At 26.6% G+C, this 23,353-nt stretch carries 9 protein-coding genes, 1 other RNA gene and 1 pseudogene; 10 read left to right on the forward strand and 1 reads right to left on the reverse strand.

Annotated features, from left to right (window positions below):
* Positions 1–123 precede the first annotated feature (123 nt).
* Positions 124–2,601 carry an MAG1360 family OppF-related protein gene (locus MBIO_RS01305; protein ID WP_013526724.1) on the reverse strand — a complete coding sequence of 826 codons (2,478 nt, stop codon included), beginning with the start codon at positions 2,599–2,601 and terminating at the stop codon, positions 124–126.
* A 66-nt stretch (positions 2,602–2,667) separates the two neighbouring features.
* Here MBIO_RS01305 and ssrA point away from each other — a divergent pair.
* The 10 genes and pseudogenes from ssrA to MBIO_RS01350 all read left to right on the forward strand — a co-directional run bounded on the left by ssrA (position 2,668) and on the right by MBIO_RS01350 (position 23,352).
* Positions 2,668–3,045: a transfer-messenger RNA gene (ssrA, locus tag MBIO_RS04590) on the forward strand.
* Positions 3,046–3,449: 404 nt separating this feature from the next.
* A pseudogene (gene xseA / locus MBIO_RS01310) lies at positions 3,450–4,550 on the forward strand (exodeoxyribonuclease VII large subunit).
* Between the two features lie 9 nt (positions 4,551–4,559).
* On the forward strand, positions 4,560–4,748 hold the full coding sequence (gene xseB, locus MBIO_RS01315) for an exodeoxyribonuclease VII small subunit (protein WP_013354436.1): 189 nt from the start codon (positions 4,560–4,562) through the stop codon (positions 4,746–4,748).
* Between the two features lie 174 nt (positions 4,749–4,922).
* Positions 4,923–8,150, forward strand: coding sequence for a DEAD/DEAH box helicase (locus MBIO_RS01320; RefSeq protein ID WP_041594194.1), 3,228 nt, complete (start codon positions 4,923–4,925; stop codon positions 8,148–8,150).
* A gap of 343 nt (positions 8,151–8,493) precedes the next feature.
* Positions 8,494–9,534 carry a PDxFFG protein gene (locus MBIO_RS01325; RefSeq protein ID WP_041594195.1) on the forward strand — a complete coding sequence of 347 codons (1,041 nt, stop codon included), beginning with the start codon at positions 8,494–8,496 and terminating at the stop codon, positions 9,532–9,534.
* A 43-nt stretch (positions 9,535–9,577) separates the two neighbouring features.
* Positions 9,578–11,356 carry a hypothetical protein gene (locus MBIO_RS01330; RefSeq protein WP_041594196.1) on the forward strand — a complete coding sequence of 593 codons (1,779 nt, stop codon included), beginning with the start codon at positions 9,578–9,580 and terminating at the stop codon, positions 11,354–11,356.
* 63 nt (positions 11,357–11,419) lie between these two features.
* On the forward strand, positions 11,420–18,421 hold the full coding sequence (locus MBIO_RS01335; RefSeq protein WP_013526730.1) for a rhoptry family protein: 7,002 nt from the start codon (positions 11,420–11,422) through the stop codon (positions 18,419–18,421).
* A 32-nt stretch (positions 18,422–18,453) separates the two neighbouring features.
* Complete coding sequence (locus tag MBIO_RS01340) at positions 18,454–21,261, forward strand: ABC transporter substrate-binding protein (RefSeq protein ID WP_013526731.1); 2,808 nt, start codon at positions 18,454–18,456, stop codon at positions 21,259–21,261.
* A 12-nt stretch (positions 21,262–21,273) separates the two neighbouring features.
* Positions 21,274–22,341 (forward strand): ABC transporter permease, encoded by a 1,068-nt coding sequence (locus tag MBIO_RS01345; protein ID WP_013526732.1) that lies wholly within the window; start codon positions 21,274–21,276, stop codon positions 22,339–22,341.
* 12 nt (positions 22,342–22,353) lie between these two features.
* Positions 22,354–23,352 (forward strand): ABC transporter permease, encoded by a 999-nt coding sequence (locus MBIO_RS01350; protein WP_013354441.1) that lies wholly within the window; start codon positions 22,354–22,356, stop codon positions 23,350–23,352.
* Position 23,353: the final 1 nt, after the last annotated feature.

Here is a 23,353-nt window from a genome sequence, read left to right on the forward strand (position 1 = left end):
TAAGCTTGTGGAGTATTTGAGAAGGATCACGATATTACTTTATAAAAATTTGCCATGATTTAACAACCTTTGTTCTAATAATATTTTACTAAAAAACCTATAAAACAGTTTTATAGGATTATATTAATATATGTCATCTGATAATACTTGAGTCATTGTCAAGTCAGTTTCAACTTTTTGATTACTATTATTTACTTTTTGAATAGCTTCTAATTCTTGAGTAAATGTTTTATCCAAATTTTTGTTATTTTTAATTTTATTAGGCTGGAAAGCAGCTATCATAATTGTCTTTTCTAATAAAGGATTCTCTAAATCATTTATTTGTGTTTCAATAGTTTTTTCTTGACTCAATTCATCAGTTACTAATAAAGAATTATTTTCATTTTTATGGCCTTGCATTCATAATTTGAAATATTTTGAAGGTGTAATAATGTAGTGCTCTTCATCTACATCATAAATATCACTAAAAACAAATTCTTTTTGACTTCTAATAATTTCTTGTGAAATGGCTTGGTCATTAATTTTACTTTTAATTTCAGGGTTAATTGTGTTATTTAAAACTTCTTTTAAATCTCCAAATTCAACTTCTTTATTATTAGCAATCAAATAGATATAGTCAAACTCATTGTCTTCAACTAATTCTTTATCTTGAGTAACAAAAATAATATTTATTTTACTTTGTTCACATAATTCAAAAGCAGCTCTTAAAAATTCAAATTTAAGTTTTGTATCTTTAATATCAGGATCATCAGCAATAATAATTAGTTTTGGTTTCTTAATAATAGAAGAAATAAAGTTCATTTTTAGTTTGTTAATTTTTGAAATATTTTCATAAGGTCTAATTAAGCTCTTTGTATTGATTGATGATTTTTCAAAAATTTCAATTAATCTGTCAAATTGGTCTAATTTGTGAAGAATTTTATTAGAAACTTTTTTAGCTAAAACTAAACTATTTTTAAGAACAATAACATTATTAAATACAAAGTCAAACATTTCAAATTTTTCAATTATTTTCTTTAAATTAGCACTAAAATTTTTAATGTTTAATTTGTCTTTTTCATTAATTGAACGATTAAAAATGCGTTTAAATCACAATGAAGTTTTTAACTTCATGATTTTTCTTTTTATTTTTGAATTAATCAAAGTCATAGTGTCATAACTGTTTAATAATTTTTGATTTGATTTTAGTGTGTTATAGAATTCTGATTGAATTTTGTTGAATTTTCAATTATGTTCACTTTGAGCATTAGTTAAAATTTCTTTTGCAACTTTGATAGATCTTTCAGGGACAGTATTGAAGTATGTTCCATATGATCTATTTTTAATAGACATTATTTGACTTTGAATTTGATCTTTTGAATCTTTAATTAAGTCAAAATTGCTTTTTGATTTGATTTTATAACTTTCGACATTAAAGTAGAATTCTTCTTTAAGAATCTTTTTAATTTTTTTAATTGAAAAGTTTTTATTGCTGTAAGTTAAATTTCCTAAACTATTGCTAATAAATAATTTGATGGTGGTATCTAGTGTTCTTCTCATTTCATCAAGTTCATCAATTTTTAAATATTTAAAATATTTTTTATATTTTTTAAGTAACTTGTGAGCAAACATTTTAACAAAATATCTTTTGTTTAAAATTTGTCTTTGTGAGCTTTCTTTAGCAAAAAAAGTTGATTTATACAAATCAATTTCGGCACTTCTTTTATATCTAAAAGCAAAGTATTTAATTTTTTGATCTGAGTTGTGACAAATTTCTTTTGCTATTTCATCTAAAGCACAAATATCATGTTTTAAGTCTCTAATTTTTAAGTTGTCTTCCACTCTTTTTTTAGAAGTTTTTCTCATTTTGGTTAAGTAGTAAAGTCTCTTTTTTAAGTGATTTATTTGTTCATCACCCAAGTAGTCAATATTTGATTTAGATGCATTATAAAAGAATTCAAATTTATTAAATACTTGAGAAAACAAGTCTAATATTAAAGTAATTTGTTCACCAAAAAATAAGTCTTGGTAGCTTTCAATTTCTTTAAATCTTGTTTGTAATTCATCAAAGTTATATTCAGCAATATTTTTTGTTGTTTTATTTAAAAAACTATTGAAGTTTCTTTCAAAATCACGAAAAATCGCCATTAATGAGTTAGCTTGTTCTACTAAAATATTCAAAATAACATGACGAACAGGATAATAGTATTTATTAACTGTCTTATTTAATTGGTTAATACGTTCCTTGTTTTCACCGTAATTTTTTTTAAGTTCTTCATATTTGTAAACTAAAGGATATTGTAAATTTTGTTCTTCTTTTTCAGCCATATTGAAAAAGTTAATTTCACTAAAAGCATTATTATTTTTATTGAATTCAATGTTTCAATAATTTGTTCCTGAACCTTTTTTATTATTCTTAGAAAAGAAAGATAAAATGTTCAAATTGTTATTGAAAATTGTATTGTAAAAATTGGAACCAATTAGGTTTCTGTTTTTATCAGTAACTAAAATTGCAGTTTTAAGTTGATCGTAAATCTCAATTTTTTGTAAATCTACATAATCATCTTCAAAATTTAGATTCTTAAAACAATTTTCAATTCCAAATATTTTATTTTTCTTCATATTAATAAAAAGTATATTAAAAAAATGACATTTTTATAGCAAAATATTATATAATATTTTTTGCATGGGGGTGTAATGGCTTCGACATGCATTGGGTGATACTAATATCAGTAGTTTGGCAGACTATAATGCATCTAGGCTTTATAATCGCAGAAGATAAAAAAGCAGAAGAAGTTAATATTTCTTCACTTATGATTGCACAAAAAATGCAATCACAATCAAACCTTGCTTTCGCTTAGTTAAAAGTGACAAGTGGTTTTAAAGTTGACATTTTCCTATATATTTTAAAATCGGCTTTTAAGGAGAACAGGAGTCTGAAAGGGTTCCAAAAATCTATATTGTTTGCATTTCGGTAGTATAGATTAATTAGAAATGATAAACTGTAAAAAGTATTGGTATTGACTTGGTGTGTGGACTCGGGTTCAACTCCCGACATCTCCACCATATGCTGGCTGAGCCAGCTTTTATTTTTTTAAATTAAGCTGTTTTATAGGCTTATTAGTCAAAATAATAAATAAAAAATATGTTAAAAATTTTTAATAAAAAATTTATAATTTATTTAAAGGAGGCTTATGGAAGGAATATCAGAAGAATTATTAAAAGGCAAAAGTAATGTTATGTCTTTAGGCAAATTGAACAATATAATTAAAGACAATTTAAAAAACAACTTTTGACAAACTTATTGAATAAAAGCTTCTATTTCTAAATTAAGTATTAAAAATCATGCTTACTTAAATATTGTTGATGGCGAATATTCATCTAATGCTGCAATATGAGCAAGCAAGATTCCGAATATTGGAATTGATATAACAAGTAACAATAAAGATCTTTATAGTCATGCTTATTTTATGAATGTTAGCATATCGCCATATTCTTTAAATAATTCAGTTTCTTATTCAATTGAACAAATTATTGATTTAGATACTTATTCAAAAGAGAAAATTGAAAAAGAAAAATTAAAGAAACTTTATTTATCAAAAGGTTATTTTGATCCTAATAGAAAGAGACCAATTCCAAAATACTGTGAATATATTGCGGTTATTGCTGCAGAAAGTGGTCAAGCAGTTCGAGATGTTTATACAACTGTTTTATCAAGATTTCCAATTGCAAATTTAAAATTATTTAATTCATCAGTTCAAGGCCAACAAGCCTTAATTGATATACCGAAGCAAATTGCAAATGCTAATAAAGAAAACTTTGATGTTATTATTATTGCTCGTGGTGGTGGAAGTACAGTTGATTTAGAAATCTTTAACCAAGAAGCAATTGTTAATGCTATTGTTGAAAGTAAAATTCCAATTGTTACAGCTATTGGTCATACAGATGATATTAGTTTTAGTGATTTAATAGCAGATGCTTATGGTAATACTCCAACAGGAGCAGCAAAATTAGTTGTGCCTGATAAGGAAGAAATTCTAAGTTTATTAAGAAACTATCGAGCAAGAAATCAAAATTATATTAACAAAATGCTTTTGGATAGTCAAAATAAATTAAAAAAATTGGCTCAAAAAATTTATGAATTTAAACCAGAGTTAATAATTGAACAATATGAAAATAAAGTTAATAAATTTAAAGAATTTATAAAAAATCATAAAATTCTTTTATTACAAAAGTTAGAAACTAAAATTAAAGAATTTAAATAATTAGTTAAAAGCAGCAAAGAATTATTCTTACAAAAAATACAAGCAAAATTTGAAATGGCTAAAACGAGATTCAAGAATCAAGCCTTGCATTGTTTCAATAATCAATTAGCAACTTTTTCAATAGTAAAAGAAAAAGTTATTCAACGTAATCCATTAAAAATATTAGAAAAAGGTTTTGCAAAAGTTACAAATGAAAACAACCAAATAATTAAAACAATAAAACAAGTTAAAGTTGATAAAAAACTTTACATTGAATTAAAAGATGGTATAGCTGAAGTAGTTGTACAAAAAGTTAATAAAAAATAAGGAGAAATTATGTCAGAAAAATTAAAATTTAATCAAATCATGAATCAAATAGATGAAATTAGCAACAAACTCGGATCAAACATTGATTTAGAGGATTCCATTAATTTATACAAACAAGCTGAAAAATTAATAGAAGAAGCTGAAACAAAACTAGTTGAAGTTAGAAAAATCGTTGCTAAAGAATCTATAAAACAATAATATTAGTCAAATTGAGTTCTTTTTTAGGACTTATTTTTTTAACTTTTTAGAGCTAATTTTTTAACCATTTTTTATTTAAAAAATAGTTATTTTTTAATATTAAAAATTATTTTAATTATTTACTTATTTATAACTATTCGTTTATATATAATAAATAAATATCAGGAGGGAAAAATGAAACAAATTTTTGCAAACGATACAAACTCTATTAAAAGAATTGATGTTCAAAAAATGTATGCATCAAAACATAAAAAATTAGTTAATAACCTTTTAGATATTAAAAGTAAAGGCGATAATGCGACATTTTTTAAGACTTCAAATTTATCTTTAGATCTTAAAAAACTTATTGGAATTAAAAACTTAAGAGAAATTTTAAACAATGTTGAATTTAAAATTGCACTCAAAAATTCTTTTGATTCTAAAAAACTAAATGAATTAAAAAACATTAATACAGTTAGTCAATTTGAAGTCTGAACTAAAGAAAATGATGTTCAAATTACACCAAAAATGGCAGAAAACTTGGCAAAAGATTCTATTAAATGACTTAATGTTTATAAACATAGAATATTAGATGCTAATGGCAACTTTATTAAAACTTGAAAAAGCAATGCCAAAAGAGTTGAAGAAATTTATTCAGAAACAAATATTTGACCTTTATTTATTGGGACTTATTTTGTTAAATATAGAAAAGATGAGGTTTGTTTATATGCACCTTATATTTTAAAGGCTGTAAAAATTACAATTAGCAATCAATCAGTTTTCTTAGAAAATGCTGATCAAAACATCATTATTAATGAAAAAGTTAAATATTTACTTGAACAACACAGTCAATTTAATTTACCTATTTTAGTTGACGGCGAAGAAGTTACTTTGACTGAAGCATTAAACAGTATTAAAAATATAGACAGTAAATATTTGAACAATTTAGATTATAAAGAAACTATATTCCAAGAACCATTTGCTGAATATTCTAAAGTCCAATTAGAAAATAATGGTTGTGTCGAACTATTTCCCGGAACTGTATTAATTGAAGCAAATCCAGGCGGTACTAAATTGCGTGAAGCAATGATTAATTTAATTTTAAATAACAAAATAGACAACTTGATTGAAATAGATGACTTAAAAGATTATACTAAAACAGCTTATGAAAAAGCATTAGGCAAAGGCAATATTGCACGTGTAACACCATCAGATTTTAGTCAAGAAAAAGCAATTATAGGAACACTAAATAATTCAGCAATTATTATTGGTCCTCCTGGTACAGGAAAGAGTCAAACTATTGCAAATATCTTAGTTAACATTGCGAAAGAAAACAAAAAAGCTTTATTTATTTCTCAAAAGAAAGTAGCTTTAGATGTTGTTTTAAAACGTCTTGGAAAATATCAAAATATGATGTTTCAATTCTCTGAAACAGCTAAAGTAAATCAAAGTGAAAAAGAATACTTTTATAAACCAATTATTGAGTATTTTAAAGAAATTAATGAAGTCCAAGAAAACCATGATATTTCTAAATATAATTCAAGCTTTTTCTCTAAAGGAGAGTTCAAATATTTAGATGCAAAAAGTGAAATTGGTGAAATATTTTCAAAAGACTTAAACTGTTATTTTAACCTAAAAAATAAGGGAAAAATTGAACAAAATATACCAAAATTTATTCAATTTTATAAGTTATATAATGAACTATTTTCTAAGAATAAATTTTTAAAAATATTCAACAATTATAAAACACTTTCAAAACGCGAAATAGCCTATAAAACAGGTTATTTGAAAAAATATGCAACTATTTTTACTAAATTACCAGCAGAGTTTAAAAGACTATGAAATGTATCGAAAAAAATCATTAAATTCTACAATAAAAATTTAAGTAGATATGACATCAATGATCTTGTACAAATGTCAAACTTTATTAGACTTAATTCATTTATTGAATTTGATAAAAATGAAAAGGATTACAACAAATTTTTAGAAACTAAAAAGTCAGATAATACCACACCTGAACTATTAGAAATGATTTATGAAAATAATGCTTTTGAAGCTAAAAAACGTTTAGATGACTATCGTCAAAAAAGTGAAGCACAACGTCAAAAATTAAACAAATTTTTTGGACGTTTAGAACGTAAAATTACACCTCCTTATATTATTAGTTCATTGTTTAAAGATATCATTAAAAATGTATACAACATTTATGTTGGTACACCTGAAATTTTAGGTAACTTTATTGATTTTGAAAATGACCATTATGATTATGTAATCTTCGATGAGGCTAGTCAGATTTACATTGAAAAAGCCATTCCTTTTATTTCAATAGCTGACAAAGTTATTGTTGCTGGCGATAATCAACAAATGCAGCCAAGTAACTGATTTAATACTCGTGATGAAAATGAAGATGAATATAGTGAAGAAGAAATTACCTCATTATTAGATTGAGCAATTCATAATCACTTGCCTAAATATTTACTTGAAATGAATTACCGTTCAAATGCTAGTGAGCTTGTTTTATTTTCTTCAAAAGAATTCTATGAATCAGGCCTTAAAGGTTTGGATAACTATCCAAGAAAAGAAAAAACTAGTGTTGAAGTTATTGATGTTGATGGTCAATGAGTTGACAATAAAAATGAAGTTGAATGTGAAAAAATGATCCAAGTTTGTGAAAAGAATATCAAAAAATACAACTCAATTATTCTTCTAGCATTCAATAGAAAACAACAAGATTACATTCGTGAACAAATTGCCTTAAATAGTCCAAAAATCTTTGCTGAATTAGAAGACAAAGTTATCTTAAGAAACATTGAAAACATCCAAGGCGATGAAGCAGAATTAGTTATTGCTTCAGTAGGTTATACTGGTAAAACTGCTTTACATTCAACTTACATTGGTTCTAAAAAAGGTCGAAATGCTTTAAATGTTGCTATTACTAGAGCTAAAGATAAAATGATAATTATTAAAAGTATCAAAACTAGTGAAGTTGATGCTAAGAGTGAAAACTTGATGACATTTAAACGTTGATTAAACTACATTCAATTAAATGAAAACAGACAAAAAGAATACGCAAATGTAGTAGCAGGCTTAATTTTTAATGATAAAAGCCAATTTATGTATGAGTTAGAAAAATGAATTAAAGAACAAAACTTTTCAAATGAAATCAAAGTTGTCCAAGATTACTGTGTAGGTTCTTATAACATTGATTTAGCAATTTTGGATAATAAAAGCCAATTTGTAGTTGGCTTAAATGTAGATAGTTCAAGTGATGACATTGAAATTGATGATTTCATTGAAAAAAGAATAAAAACTGATTTTATGTCAGTTAAAGGATACCCAATTTATCGTGTTTCTAACTTTAGATTTGCAGAAAATCAGCCTTCAATTTATCGCTTTTTAAACACTTTAATTAGTAAAGCTTAATTATTAAATTACTAGAGTTTTATAGTGCTCTAGTTTTTTTAATTTGCAATTTTAAAAAGTGAAATTTAGGCCTTAAAAAATATCTTTATGTATATTTTTTGCTTGTCTTATTACCTTTTTAATATATACTTTTATTATTGTTATAATAATAAGGGACAGAAAATGAAAAAATTTGTTGCTAATTTTGTATTAAACAATTGAGGAGGATTATCATCAAATCCTGCTTTTAGTAACAAATATGTCGAGTTCATTTATCAAAAGTAATTAATGCTTAAATGTGCTCAAAAAAGGCACATTTTTGTTTGCTTTCTAAATAACAATGCAATATCAACGAAAGGAAAATATGAAAAAACCAAAATTCAATTTTCGTACTCATGTTTGACCTAAATATGTAATTTCTGCAGGTGTGCTTGCTGCAGCAACTGCAATTACATTAGGTTCACTTTATGGATGTGCGAAAAATTCAGATGAAAAACTTGGCAAGGCACATACGGGTAATCCTAAAGACTTTAAGAATTATTTTGTTAGTGTTGATAAAGCTGAAAGTAATTTTGTGACAACAGACAAAAGTAAAAAAGTTGCAAAATTTGACTTTGCTAAAAATCAAGTTATTAAAGAAAATGGTCAAGCTATTAGTGTTGACGAATTTTTAGATCAATATTATCGTGAACATCATAATCTACCATTTTTAAACATTAAATATGGTTCATTTAATTTTTACAATGAATATATTGAAGCAGTTAGTCCATTAGAATTTCAAAAATTTACTAACTGATTTATGACCAATGTTTCTTGAGGCCCAGAAATTATTACTCTTAAATCATTCTCAATTGTTAAGGGTGTTGAAATGCATGGAAATAGCATTACTTTAGGTGCTCACTCAAGTAAAAATAAAGAGTTAACTACTATTAAATTCTACCCAGATGCTTTCTTTGGAACACTACCAATTTACTCAGAATTAAGTGGAGCTGGTAATGCTCAAGATTCTTTAGTTTATAAAGTAAACCAAAAACTTTTAACATCAGAACAGTTAAAAGATTTTTTGGCTAACATTTCAAATTACAATGCAATTAGTAATTATTCAAAAACAACTTTAGACAATTATGGTTTTAGAAATCTTCTTGATTATAGAACATTAATTAATCAAAAAGTTTGAGTTATTGAAGGTAATTGAAAAGAACAATTAAAACAATACACCTTAGATAATATTGAATTAAGCAGATTAATGTGAGCTAATCCATATTTAACTTTAATTCAAGGAAAAGATGAAGAAACTGCTAGAAAGAATTTACTAATTGCTTTAGAAAAATACAAAAATACAGATGAATTTAACATTATTAAAAACATTGCTCAAAATGTTAAATTAGTCAAAAACTATTACTAATATTCATAAAGGTTCCAACCCTATTGCTAAAAATGCAAATATTATGGATAGTTACTTAAATATTACTTTTGAAGATGGAACAAGTTTTGATGTTTTTAATAATTTTGAAGATATTACTCATAAAAATCCTAAAAATGAATGAGTTAAAAATGATAAAGTTGTAAATATTGCTCGTGGTTACAATGAATCACTTGAAAGAATTAACTTATTAAAAGAAGAATTTATAAACAATATTAGAAAAATTGCAAACAAAAATGTTAGCGAAGAAGAAATTAATAATTATGTTAAAGCGGTTATTGCAATTCAACCAACTATTCAAGAAATTACTAAATTAAATGAAACTAAAGCTCAATTAGATGAAGAATTTCAAGAACAAGAAAACTTTAAAGCTCAAGTTGCAAAATTTGAAGAAGAAATTACTGATAAACAAAATAAAGTAGTTCAAAAAGAAACTAAGCTTAGTGAAGTTAAACAAAAAATAAATCAAAAGAATAATGAAATTAAAGATTTAGAAGAACAACTAAAAAGTGATCCTTCAAATCAAGACTTAAAAGATAAACTAGCAAAAACTAAAGAACAACAAGAAAAACTTGTTAAAGAAAGAAATGAATTATTTAAAGAAATTAATAACTTTAAAAACAATATTAATGCAACAAAAAAACAATTACAAAATGTAAAAAACAAGCTTTGAAAATTTATAACTCAAAAAGCTAAAGAAGACAAACTTAAAGAAACAAAAGAAACTATTGATGCTAAGGTTAAATCAACTACTGAAGAAATAGAAAAAGATTCAAAAATTGAAAAGAATCAAACACCTGAAGCCTTAAACGCTTTAAGAAGTTTAGCACAATTAATTCATGATTTTTATGAAGAAAAAGATGTTAAATTACATAAACAATTAGATGAAAGCACAGAAGATTTAGTTGCTCCAGCAGGCAAAAATATTTATACATACAAAAAAGAATTAGCAAATAAATTTGACCTAATTCATTTTGAATATAATGAAAAAATCAAAAAAATTACAACTCCTTATTTTGATGGAAAAGCCTATGAAACAGTAAAATTTGTTCCTTACTCATATTACACAACTGATATTGCATACTTACCAAACCAACTAATAGCTATTGACTCATTAGTTGATATTTCACGTCTTCAACAAATTAATTGAAGAAACTTTTATAACTTAGATGGTTACATTCGCAGCAAAAATATTGATGAAATTAGTAACAATGATGGCTTTTATGTTTATACAAAAAATGTTTCATCACTTGAAGAAGATTTCAACAAAAATAACCCAGATTTAAAATACAAAATAGAATATTCAAAAACTATTAAAAATAGAAAAGAATTACAAAACAAACAAAAACAATTAATGGCTTGAAATACTGAATTTACTGAATTGATTTCAAAAAGAATTAAAGGTTTATTTACACCATTTATAACTAAAAATGAAACTCTTCCAGAAAACTATTTAATTTTAGGAAATCATGGTGATTACCCTCTTACTAAATTTAACATCATAGAAAAATTTGATCAATATGATTCAAAAAATATACTTGAATACATTGATATTGTTTACAATGGATTATCAACAGCAACCAATCCTCATCATAAAGAAGGCTACAAAAAATATTACACTAGAATTGAAGAAAAAATTAAAGCTGGAGATGCTACAGCTTTTAATCTTTATTCACAACTTAAAGCATTGCAAGTTAAACGTTTTGAGATTATAGAAAAGCAAAATGATCCTAAAGAAGACAAAACTTTATTGCAAGCTCAATTGCTATCAATCACTTATCAATTTGACCAATTGAAAAAATAATGAGAAGAAACTTACAATAAAGTAGCAAACAAATCTTGATATATAAGTACAAATCAACTTATTTTGTTATGTAAACTCGATTTAAATCTTCAAACTGCGAAAAAAATAGCCGAACTTCATCAAAGTTTAATTAATGAATACAAACAAAAAAGACTTGAATTAGAAACAATTGAAAGAAAAATTGAGTTAGAAAACTTCAAAATCCTTTATATGACTCAAACAGCAAATTTTGCCGATCCTGTTGTTATTGAACAATACAATAGAATTCTTCATAAATTTGAAGAAAATATTAATACTCACATGCCGACTTATATTGCAAAAGTTGTTGATGAACAATTCAAAGCAGCAGATTTAAAAGGAAAACAAGTATTAGAAATACTTAAAAATCCTACAACTTATAATCAAGTATCAATTTTCATTTCGGAAATTGAAAAAACAAATCGATACTTTAAAGACTTTAAAAATAAAGTGTTATTATCTCAAGCTGAATTAGTTGCTAAAATTCAAGTTGAAGTTAATTCTGATGAAAATTTATATAATCTTAACAAAAAGTTTTGAGAAGATCTAAAAGCAGAATACACACCTTTAATTAAGCCTTACAATGATGCTTTTGAAGTTGATATGACTTATGAAATTGAGGACAATAACAACAAAAAAATTTCTGTTACTAAAAAAGCAAAAGAAAGAATGTTCGATTCTTATGCACAAGAAGAAGATGAGTTGAATCAAGTTGCAACACATTTAACAAACAGAATTAGCACTCATCAAACTGTACTTGACAATATAAATGCAAAAATAAATCAATTACAAGTTGAATATAAAGATCCTAAAATAACTGCTGAAAGAAAAGTTGAAATAATTGAATTACTAAAACAAATAGCTAAACTTTATGACAATACCAAAACAGCTATTTATCATATAAATGATGTTTTAAGAGAAATTAAATTAGCAATTAGCAATTTATTAGAAATTAAACAAGGCATTACAAATGGTACGCACACATATTTGGATGCTTATGATTTAGATTCTAATTTATTGAGTTGAATTAATGAAATTAATAGTAAACCAATTTGAAATATTGATAAATGAGTTAAAACACTTATCAATGGTCAATTGAGAAGAGCTATTAGAGAACGTACTGATTGATTTAAAAAGGAAATAGAACAAAAATTAAATATAGCAAAAAAAGCTGAAAAATTAGATGAACTCAAAGGAAAAATTAAAAAGGCAGAAAATGAATTAGCGCCTATTAAAGAACGTTTTGATACTAAAAAAGCAGTTTTGGATGTTGCTAATAAAATTGAAACTTCACTATATAAAGAAGCAATTAATAAAGAAATAGAATCAACACTTGCATATAAAGCAAGCGAAAATAGCATTAAAAACCAAATTGAATTTTTCTCTAATTTGATGCCAGATTATTCAAAAATTATTAATGGTTTAGCTAAAAATTCAGAAATTGGTAATATGATTCTCGGTTTAAATATCGAAGTGGAAAAAAGTTGTGCTAATGATCCTTTAATTAAAAAATTAAACAATGTTTTAAAAGACTTAGATGATCCAAATAGTGAAATCAATAAATTTAAAGAAAAAGCCCAAAATGCCTATAAAACAGCAGGATTGAAAGATCAATTGGATAATATTGAGTCTGAAAAAAGTAAATATGGAAAGATGACTGATTCATTTATTAAATTGTTAAATGATACTATTAAAGTCAAAATTTTATCTAATTATATTAAAAATGAAAGTATCGATATTGAATCTTATGTTAAAAATACAAATAATGAGGCAAGACTTGCTGATACAAAAGATGCTGTTACTTGAATAATAAAAAATGTAAAAGGAATTCATTACCAATTAGAATTAGATAAAAAGGCAAAATTAGAAGAAATTGCAAATCAACTTAAGAAAATTAAAACCTTAACAATTGATTTAATTAAAAAAACAGAAGATATTCTTGGCCACAAAGATGTTGTAAATTGCATTGATAAAATCAATTCATTATTCAATCAATTTGTTATTAAATCATCAGGTTTAATTTCACCTAAATATATTAATGATCCAGTGATTAAAGCTCATTTGGAAATTATTGATAAAAGTAGAATTGAAGCAATTGAAAAAAGTATGCCTAAATTAAATCAAGATGAAAAACTTGTTAAATATGAAGCAATTATTAATGAAGGTTTTCAAAAAACTATTGATAAACTTTATAACATTGATGAAAATCTAAAAACAATAAATCTTTTTGATAATGCTTTTGAGCGTATGGCTATTTCAAAAGATTTTATTGAAACAAGAACATATGATTGAGCTAAATTTTGCTACTTCACAGCAGTAAAAGTTACTAAAGATCATTTAGATAATCAAGATGCAAATCAAATTAATAATTTAATTTCACAAAATAATGCTGAAATTAATTCTATTAACAAAAGAGAAATAGAATTAGATAAAATTATTAAAGAATATGATCAAAAAATTAAAGCAACAACAGATTTAAATGAGAAAAAACGTCTTAATAAAGAAAGAGGACCTTTTGCTCTTGAAAGAGATAGAATCAGAAAAAAAAGAAATGAAATATCAGCTCACAATACGTATTTAAACAATAGACTTAAAGCTAATTTATTTGATGCCTTTAATAAAGCTAAAACAACTTTTGGACCTTCTGAACTTTTTGTTGGAGCAGACTTACATTTTGATATCACTAAAGCATTAAACAAAGTTCAAAGAATGAGATGAGAATTGTTTAATAAAGCTGTTGATGATCATATGAAACAAACTGAAAAAATTTTAAAATATCAAGCTCCAATTTCAAATTTCTTCAATGAATTTAATAGAGAATACTTAACCTTATTAAATCCAAATATTGTTGCTTTTGAAAAAATAGCTAATTCTAAAATTGCTTCAATTAAAACAGCGATTGGCGAGTTAATTAATGCAAGAATTAGAGAAATCTTAATTTCAGGTCGCGAATTTCCATTATATGATTCAAAAAACAATGGATTTGAATACAAAGATGCTGACAGTATTATTGTTGCTAAAAGTAGAAGCGAATTAATTGATATTTTAAGCAAGAAAAAACTTGTTAATGCTAATGATAGTGTTGAAAAAATCAACAAAGATATTTACTTTGTAAGATTAAGTCATCTTAAAAAAGATGGTACAAAACTTGTTGTTACATTAAGAAATATATTAACAGATGAAAAAGAAATGTTTGCAAATGGCTACAGTGACAAATACATCAAATTTAACATTGATGCCAGTGTAAATGACAAACGTCTAAGTACCCTAAACGCCTTATTTACAGCCGCAAACTACAAAAAACAAGTTACTCCAACTCTTATTAGAGAAGAAGGAAACATCCGTGATGAAAATGGCAAAAGTGTTAAAGGTTACAGTGTCTTTGTTGATGCTTACCAAGACATGACTGAAAAACTCTTACATGAAGTTCCTTATGCTGGAGAATGACTTGAAGGTGAACATTTAGTAAGCAAATTAAATGAAAAAGGTGAAATTGAATATACAGTTGAAAATGGTAGATATTTAGGTTTCACAAAAGATAGTCGTGTTAGTTTATGAGCTATTTTAAAAATGACTGACCCTAACTTCAAAGGTATTTCAACGGACTTCTTAAAATTTGTTGGAGCCCATGAATATGGTCACCATATTACTTTAAATGGAGCTCATGATTTAGGAAACAAAGGCAATAATCCTATTTATGTTTCAGCTTTAACTCCAGGTGCTACGCCTCATATTGACAACTACTATTCAAAAGATGCTCTTGAACTTTATCTTAAAGCTAGAACACACTTAGAATTAAATACAACTCGTTTGTTAAAAGAAAACAACGTTGTAATTGACTATGGTGAATATATTACTTTCGGTATTCCAAAAATTGAAATAGTTAATGGTAAACCAAACTTAATTTATAAAAATGAAAATGAAGAAAACATTTGAGGTACTAAATTAAATAAAGACGATATTATTGCAACACTTAAAAACAATAAACGTCGTTTCTTGCAAAACTTCAAAGGACTTCTTGAAGCGGTTATTGCTCGTCGTCAAGCAAATGGTTTAGATGACGATTATGAAAAATATCTAACTGCTTTTGATCTTTGGTTAATGAACTCACTTGACCATCATTCAGGTACAATTAATCCATCATTAAGAGGCGGCACAGCTAAATATATGGTTTGAGATAAAACTGAACAAAGATATGTCTTTAAACCAGGAAGTTTAGAAATACTTAAAGGTATTTTAAAAGATGGCAAAGGCAATATTGTTGAGTTTGAAGAAGTTAATGGTGAATTATTACCTAAAGTTGTTGAAGGCGTTAGAGATGCTAAAGGTAATTATGTAATAATAAACAAAGTTTTAATGTTTAATGAAGATGGTACACCAGTTATTAATGTTCCATTGCATGTTGACTTTAATGACAAAAGCTCACCTTATTATGATGCAAATGCTATTAAATATGTAAATAGTAAAATTAAAGCTATTATTGAAACAATTAAAAGTTTAATTGTTGAAAAATACAGCATTAATGGTTGGGATACAACAGCTACTGATTTAAGTCTTGAACCTAAGTTTATACTTTCTAATTTATATTTAAGTACTTTACTTGGCAAAAATGATGACTGAGTTGAATTAGTCAATAATTTAACTTATAAAGCTTTTGTTAATAATAGAAATAACAACACAGGTGAATTGATTGATGATTCAAAACCACTACCTTATTTTGATAATAGTGGTAAGCTAATTTATCCATCAAATAAAAAAATACCTCAAGCTTCAATTTATGCGAATATTAAAAAATATGCATTAGGAATTAAGCGTCCCGAAGATTTAACAAGTTTAATGTTTGCAATGAATACAGCAGGTGATTCATTTAATAATGTAGTTAATAGTGGTGAAGGTCACATTCTTTATGTAGATAAAGACCATCAATATTTACCAAATATTAATTTAGCTCAAACATTTGAAAATAACTTTTTATACAATTATGTTGCTGATATGGCGGACGTATTACAACTTAAAAAAATAATGAAATGATATTCTAAATTTACACCTGAGTTTATTGGAAATAATAAAAACAAACATTTATGATTTGCAAAAGACAAAAATGGTGAAACATTAAAAAAATTACCAGCTTTAGGTGAAATTCATGAAGTTTCAAAAATGTCAATTAATGAAAAAATTATTGAAAAAGATCCTGTCTTAAGCTTATTTAATGCCTTTTATTCAATTGAAGGTAGTCAAAAATTATTTGGTAAAGATGTTGCATTTACTGATTACAAAAAATTCCTTGAATTTGTCTCAGTAGACTTAAAACAAGCCAAATTGGACAAAAACACTAAAGTAGTAAATTGAAATATTGATTATGTAAAAGGCAAAGTTGACTTCAGTAAATTTATTGCTGGTTTAAGGCTTGCGATAGATGAAGATCAAACCCTTGAAGCAAAAGAAAAAGAGGCCTATACAAAACTTATTCATAATAATAATGAGCAAGAAATTGCAAATGAAATTATGTTTAGATTCTCGCATTCTAATTTAGGTATGTTAATGTCAAATATAACTATTCAAGATCTAAAAGATAATAATGATTATGGTTGAATATTTGATCAAAACAACGGTTATGGAGATTTAAGTGTTTCAACACTCAACACAATTAACCCTGACATTAATAAATTTGAAATATCACTTGAACAATACATTAAAACATATGAAGCAAAAGCTCAAGAATGAAGTGCTCAATTAAATCAATTTAACTTATTTGATGCCTTAATTTTTGATGGCAAAACATCATGTTATACTTCTCAAACAGTTGGAAATATGTTAGAAAGTAAAAACTCAGTTTATGGTCTTTTATTAACACTTGGTAAAGGTATATTCAAAAAAGCAAAACCTTCTCAAGATGTTCTTGATTACTACGGTTCAAAAACTGAACGTAAATTTAATGAATTTTTTACAGACTATACATATAACTTTGCAGAGGTTATTAACCGTGACAACTTACAAATTACTTATAGTCCATCAAATTCAAACTTTGGTAACATGCCTTCATATTTAAGTAATTTAAGTGAATCAAATACTGGTCTTGAATATGTTGTTGATGGGGCTGCAACTTCTAGATGATTAGACTTATTAATTAATTTTAGAGGTGACAAAAATGGTTCTGGTGTTAGAGATACAATTTTAAACTTTGAAAAAATGCTAAATGAAGAAGCAAGAAGAAGATCTCAAATTCTTAATACTAGATTTATTGAAAGAGTATTTGCAAATCAAGACAATATGCAATATGGCCAAAATTATAAAAATAATTACTTTGGACAATTTAAAACTATTAATAATGGTTGATTCAAAGACCGTTGATATCGTGATTTCTTAGACTTTAAACTTTATGATGATCAAGGTAAAGACATCAAAGATGATACTATCAGAATTAAAGATTTAACTGGAACAGTAGTTAAAACAAGAGCCAGAGCTTACTGACAATATTACATTCAATCTCAAGGTGTTGGAAGAAGAAATATCACCAGCATTTGAAGAGATTCAGATAAAGATGCAGTTGCAATGTTTGGTTACTTATCAACTGCAATAGCTGATAAAGCAAATTATTTAGCATTCAAAAATGTTAGAACAGGCGAAGTAAAAACGCTTCGCATTACAAAACAAAATGCAAGCAATATGTTCTATTACAAAGAACAACAAGTTAATAATGAAATTCGTCACCAAAATGGGGAAAAAGTACGTCACTACTTAATTGATGAACCATTTGATTTTACAGATAAAAATGGTCATCAAAAAGGTACTGGATTTGTTGCTTGAGTTTCAGATTATGCAATTATGTCTAGATATAGAAATAGATTACTTGATACAAATGAAGAATATTATGTATATTTTGCTTCAGATGAACAAGGAAATAAAGCCTTAGAAGCAGACTTAGGAACCTGAGATTCAATCTCAGAAAATGGCAAAACTTTCTCACAAGCACCTATATCAATTTATAGAGATGCTGATGGTAACTTTAGACTTAGAGTGCAAGATCAATTTAATGGGGTTATTTAACCAAAATAACTATAAAACAGGAGGTTTAGAAAATGAAAAGAAATAAATTAATATTATCTTTAGCTAGTTTAAGTACTATTAGTACTGCCAGCATAGTAGCTGTTTCATGTGGTAATAAAGCATATAAAACAAACTATGATCTTGGTCTAGTAACTGAACCTATTAACTCATTAAATTACTTGAAATTTAACTCAGTTTCAAAAGTTTTACCTTCTATTGTAGAAAGTCCATTAAAAACAGGTCCTAATGAAGCTCTTAAAAGAATTTTAAGTTTGCCAGAAATTCCTATGGGAGTTTATGGTAATGATGACAAAAGTAATTCTATGGATGATTACATAGCAAATAATCGTGCTCCAAAAGAAGCATCTGGTCGTTTTTATCCTCTAGATCAATTTGGTTCTGCGCCAGGAACAATTAACACTGACCGTTCTGAGTATCAACCTGTTAGTGTTGTTATGACTAAAAATAATAAAATCCTTTCACTTCATATAACTTTAAATAGAGGCGAAAGTAGATGAAGTAATAATGATATAGTAACTGCTGATGATTACATTGATGCAATGCATTACATTCTTGATATTAATACTGGTAGTCAAAAACAAACAAACATTTTGCAAAGAAAATTTAGATCAAGCAGTAGCCTTATTGATGCTCAACAAGAGTACATTAAAAAACACAAAAAGGCTTATTCAAATCCATTTGCTTATCCAAAATTAATTAAAGAAAATGGACAATGAATTTATGATGTTTTAAATCCTAATTACAAACCATGAGCTTGTCAATTAGAAAATGAGGCTGATAAAGCTGAAGTTGAAAAAATTAAAGAAGAAGCTCTAAAATTAGGCCTTTATTCGGGACGTATGTATTGAAATTATGATAATCAAACAATCTTAGCAGCCATTCCTTATTCACCAGACTTTAACGAAAATGATGAAATTACAACGGTGATGTTACCTAATCCAGAATATTCATTAAGTCGTCACACAGCTGAAGAATTAAAATTAATTCCTCAAAGAATTGCAACAAAAATTAGAAAATATCTTTATTTTGATCCTCGTCAAAGTTATTCTGAAACAAAATTTAAGCCTTTAGTTAAAAAAGCTAAAAAGCTTAAAAGCAGAATGAACAAAAATGTATCTTTTGAAAAAGATATTAATGAATACAACCAAGAAGTTAACAAACTTTATGGCAAAGAAAATACTTTAAATAATAACTCAATTGACTCAAGAGAATTTATGGAAAATAGGGTACTTGCTCTCGATGAATTTTCACTAAGAGTTGAATATGATAGCAATGAACCTACTTCTCTTTCAAATGCCTACAGCGATATTCAATCAACATTAATTCCAGTTAATAGAAAATTTGTTGAAAGTATTGGTGGCATTAGAGAATTCGGTTTAGATAAATCTAAATTTTTAACTAATGGCCCTTTCTATATTAAAAATATAGTTTTAGGTCCTCAAGGTTATATGGAATTAGTTAAAAATAATACTTATTATTCATCTACTAAAACAATTAGTGATTCAATTAAAATCTACTTTAGCTCAGATGCAAATATTAATTCAGCTATGTATGATGATGGTTATATAGCTGCAACTAAAATTCCAGCTGTTCAACAAATTAATTATTGAACCAACAAAAGTTATCGTCCATTTATGAAAAAATCTTCAGGTTTTGGTACTATAGCCCTTGCCTTTAATTTGGATCAAGAAACCAATAAAAATTCTTTAATTAATGATGTTGATTTACGTAATGCCCTATATTTTGGAATTAATCGGAACGAAATGCTAAACATAGTTGGTTGAAACTCATCATTCCCAGTTATTACTTGAACTGCTTTTGGTCAAGGATCATCAAGCTTTGGTGATGCTGTTGAAATTGGTTTTGATCATGACTTTATGAAAACAAAAGTTTCTGACAAAAAAATTCCAATTCAAAACTATAATCACGTTGACCACTTAGCAAAACAATACAATAATGAACATGTTGATAGAACTGATTTAGGTTATAACTTAGAAATAGCTAGAGCTTACATGCAAAGATTCAAAGATAAACATCCAGATGTAAAACAAGTAACTCTTAAATATATTTCTAACTCAACTGATGAACAACAAAATGCAGGTATTGCACTTAAAGACTTTATCAAAAAAGCTTTTGGTGACTACTTAATTATTGATGTTCAAGGTTTACCTGAAAACGTTTATGAAGACTTTAGAACTACAGGTAAATATGATCTTATTTATAGAAACTTTGATACTTTTGGCTCAGATAGTTATAGTTATGTTAAAGTCTTCTTCAAACCAGATGAAATTGATAGAAAGAATCAAAAAACCACTGGTTTTAGAAACAACCCTTCTGGTAGTTGAACTTACCAAAACTACTTTGAAAGCTTAGGTTATGTTTGAGATGATAAAACTCAAAAATTAATTTCAAATAATGCAGCTTTAGTTGATGAAACAATTAAAAGACTAAATATGGAAACAAAACAATGAAACAAAATTCTTGATTTAGCATTCAGAAAAACTTATGTTGATCAAAAAGATGCTAAACATGAAACAATTACTAAATTTACTGAAAGATATTTAAGATTCTTTTCAAACCAATTCAATGAACAAGAAAAAGCAGAAGGTTGAACTGAACAAAGTGCTTTTGGTATTATTACTGCTTTAGAAAAAATTATTCGTGATGCAGCTCCGGTTGTACCATTAATGGAAGTTGATACTTACTGAGAAATTTCAAGAGTTAATGGAACAGAAAGCTTATTCACCTACTCATTACAATTTGCTTATGACGTGGCAAAACCTCCAAGAGCAACCTTGCCTACAGTCATAAAATCTTAGAAATGAGACAAAATGCAAAAAAGAAATGATCAAAATTATTTCACTGGCACAGTAAATAAAGATCAATATAATCTTTATAACCGTGAAGTTGATTTTAGCGGTAAAGCTAAAAAAGATAATAGATGATGATCAAGAATTTTTAACATTCAATCTCCTGCTCTAAAAGTGTTATTCAAAATTTCATGAATGATTTTAGAGTTCTTACTAATTGCTTGAGTAGTTATAACAATTACATTCTTCTTAATTAACTCTGTGCCTGGTTCAACTACTATTTCAGCTGGACTAGATGATGCAGCTCGGCAAGCAGCTGAAGCTCAATATGGACTTAACTTGCCGCTTTATCAAAGATATTGAATTTATTTAGGAAACTTACTTCATGGAGACTTTGGAGTTTCACTCTCAGTTTTCCCTGGTGAAAAAATTAATTCATTTGTCTGAGTTAGATTCCTTAAAAGTTTCATGATAGGTATTTTCTCAGTATTCTTAACATTAATTATAGGAATTCCTGTTGGTGTTTATGTTGGTATGAATCCTGATAAATTACCAGACCATATTGCAACATTAATTGTTTCAGTATTCTCATCAATTCCATCATTAGTTTTTGCCCTATTGCTCTTATTAATAGGCCGAAGCTTAAATATGCCTTACTTGTTTAATGAGCTTGATATTGCTACATATGTATTACCAGGATTAGCCTTAAGTTTAGGTTCAATTATTGTTTATATTAAATATATTCGTACAGAATTAAATCGAGAATTAAATTCTCAACATGCTAAATTCTGCTACTTAAAAGGTTTAAGCAAACGTCGTTTTGTTTGAACTCATGCTCTTAAACCTTCATTATTCCCTATTGCTACATTCTTCCCTGTTGTCATCTTTGGTAGCTTTATTGGATCAATGTTTGTTGAGCAAATCTTCTTTATTACAGGTAGTGGTGGATTATTAATCCAAGCTATTACTTCAAAAGACTACAACATTATTCTCTTTATGGTTACATTATTCTCATTAATTACAATTCTTTCATACGCATGTCGTGATGCTCTTTACCAAATCATTGATCCTCGTGTGAGAAGAAGATAGAAAGGAAAAACTATGAATTGATTTAAAACTTGAGTTGAAAAGAAAAAACGTCGACAAGAAAGTCCAAACAATATTCATGGTAAGGACTTAGCTCCAAATCCTTTCTTACAACCATTAAACTATAAAAAATGAGAAATTATCGGTAACCTACTTGAATTCCATGAAACCTCTTCAATGCATAAACAAAAGAAACCATTTTTAGAATTCTTCTATCGTTTCAGTCGTTCAACTGCTGGAGTATTTGGTTTTGTGGCTCTTGCTTTATTAATTATTCTCGCAATATTCTTGCCTTTTACAACCAAAGATCCTAATACTGTTAATACTGAAAAAAGATATTTAATCTTCTTTACAGATGGACACATTTTTGGAACTGATGCTTTAGGCCGCGATATTTGAGCAAGACTGTGATGAGGTTTAAGATATTCATTAGCTTTAGCTTTTGTAGCAACATTTATCCAAGTGTTTGTCGGCTTAGCTATTGGTATAATGATGGGACATTTTAGAGTCTTTGATAAAATAATGACTTTCATTATTAAAATTATTTCAAATGTGCCTTCTATTATTATTCTTATTGTTATTACTATTATTCTTAAACCTACATTTTGAGTTATTGTCTTTGCTTTAACATTTACTTCCTGAACTGGAATTGCTAACCAAATGCGTTCACAAGTTATGCGTGCTAAAAACTTTGAATGAGTTAGTGCTTCAAGAATTCTTGGAACTCCAACCTACAAAATTTTACTTAACTACTTACCAGTAGTTGTACCACTTCTTGTTACTGAAATAGTGTTCCATATTCCAGGTGTTATTCTTTCAGAAACTTCTTTAGCCTTCATTGGTTTATCAATAACAGATATTCCAACATTAGGCAACTTAATCAATGATGGTTCAAAAATCTTTACTACTTTCCCTCGTTATGTTTTAATTCCTTCAACAATGTTAATCATTGTAACAACAAGTATTCAATTAATGTCAGCTGCAATTCAAGACAGCTTACTAAGACAAAGATAAT

The organism is Mycoplasmopsis fermentans PG18 (assembly GCF_000209735.1).
GTDB classification, from domain to species: domain Bacteria; phylum Bacillota_I; class Bacilli_A; order Mycoplasmatales; family Metamycoplasmataceae; genus Mycoplasmopsis; species Mycoplasmopsis fermentans.